Origin of the sequence: Martelella alba (assembly GCF_005217455.1) — a bacterium.
In the GTDB taxonomy this organism is placed as follows: Bacteria; Pseudomonadota; Gammaproteobacteria; order Enterobacterales; family Enterobacteriaceae; genus Acerihabitans.
Genome location: NZ_SZPQ01000108.1, coordinates 1 through 1,875, shown reverse-complemented (window position 1 = coordinate 1,875; position 1,875 = coordinate 1). Strand labels below are relative to the sequence as shown.

Genomic DNA, 1,875 nt, shown 5'->3' with positions numbered 1-1,875 from the left:
GGAAAGCTAATCTGTCATTTCCCGTTTGAATGGGAAAAAAGTACGATCGACACCCGCTTCTCGTGGCTGAAAACGGGTAGTGATGAGCATGATCCGATGACGGAAGAAGATTATGCAAAATTCAAGGCTCATGCCGAAGCATTGTGTTTCGATACTGGGGAACTTAGCAGCGGAAGCTTGTGGTATTTTGAGCCAAAGGCAATAATTAACCATTTTAGAAATTGTGGGTGGTTAAGCTTCTCTGAAATGAAACAAATAGTACCTAGCCATGCTCTTCGCCAATCAGGCAGAAATCGGTTTGCCTGGGAAGCTATTAACACAAACTTAAGAACATCGGGCTCGATTTTGAGCAGACAGATTTCAAATCTAAACTCCTCCATGAGAAAGTATTGTATTAATACTCCATTTAGAGTTTCGTGTTTTTTAGGTAATGCAATACAAGAAACTGGATGGTTGAGTACGCTTCATAAAGGAAACGGCAGTAATCTCTGGTACGCCCCATGGTACGGACGTGGCTTTTTGCAATTAACTAACCCAGAAAATTACCTTAACTATTTTGTATATATTGGTAGAACAGTTCAAGAGCCATTAAAACAGAGTTTGGTTGATGCATATGCATCAATTGCAGCTCAACCTCCTGCGAATAGATCCAATGCTACATTGCAAGATCGCCATTTCCCTACGCTTACAACAGAATTTATAGAGCTAAGAAATGCTGTTAGTGATTCACATAGCACGCTAGCTGCAGATAGTGCGGGGTTTTATTGGGTGAAAAATAAGATGGCAAAATATGCTGATGAGGAGCATGTTTTAGAGAGGGTTTCCGTTAATACAAATCTTGGAACAAAGTATTACTACCGAAGCCCTGGTTTTTGGGAAGCAAGTGCCGCAGTTAATTTGCCTGGTAGGATTGGTTCGCTTTACCATCACTCACTAAACGGATTCGACTCGAGATGTTGTGCCTACGGAGTTGCCCTTGCAATTTTAACGGAAAATAAATTCCCGAATGCTTCTGGAAGTTTGGTTTTGAACTTCCCGGAAGGATATAAACATAGGAAGTAAAAATTATGAAATTGTTATATATATCAGTTTTTCTTAGCGTTAGCTCCTTCGCTATGGCTTCAGCACCAGTTGCTAAAGTGGAAGGTGTCTCCGTAACTAGGGCGTTGACATCAGATTCTAACGCAGATATTTCTTCGTCATCCAGTTTTGATGCATGCAATATAAATTTTAGTGATTTTAAATACCCGGCATTGTCTGATGATGAGTACTTCCAAAAAAAATCACCAATATCGGAGTGGACTTGCCTGTATTCTGGTGAAGCATTTGAAGCAGGATATGATGCACAGCAAGTTAACAACAAGGGTGCCAGTGTTAGTGCCGCTGATAATAAAATTGTTTATGACTACAAAAATAAGGTATGGAAATCAATTCCGGATGCTACATATGTGAAAAATGGGAAGGCAAATCATCTATCTCTATTGCAGGTTAAAAGCAAAGATGCATCTGGTTTTATGGCTGTTAATGCCATGGCGAAACTTAAAGATGGAACACTAGGCCAGAGTGTTTATTTTTGTTTGATACATAAAAATAATGCCCTATGTGGTTCTGGTGTTAATTCTTCGGATGATAAAGGTGAAGATCTATCTAAAGAAACATTGAAATTGCTTGAGAGCATTTCATTTGATGGTGACTAGCCTTAGTTAAAATTTGGAAATTTTAAAGCATGAGAGTGTGAATGTCGTATTCCCTGAAAGATCTTCCGGAATGTTATCCTCGGCAAGTACCACCTAAAATCTCCCGTTGGCTTGCCGTATTGGTGGCGATGCTGGTCATCAGCGTGATCCTTATGCGGATATTCGGACGATACATCGA

General features: G+C 39.9%; 2 protein-coding genes. Both read left to right on the top strand.

The window, feature by feature from the left end; genetic code table 11:
- A partial coding sequence (locus FCN80_RS25745) for a hypothetical protein (RefSeq protein ID WP_230492974.1) occupies positions 1 to 1,062 on the top strand: 1,062 nt, incomplete at its 5' end.
- Positions 1,063 to 1,067: 5 nt separating this feature from the next.
- Positions 1,068 to 1,697: a hypothetical protein gene (locus FCN80_RS25740; protein WP_230492973.1), complete on the top strand. Its 630-nt coding sequence runs from the start codon at positions 1,068 to 1,070 to the stop codon at positions 1,695 to 1,697.
- Positions 1,698 to 1,875 lie beyond the last annotated feature (178 nt).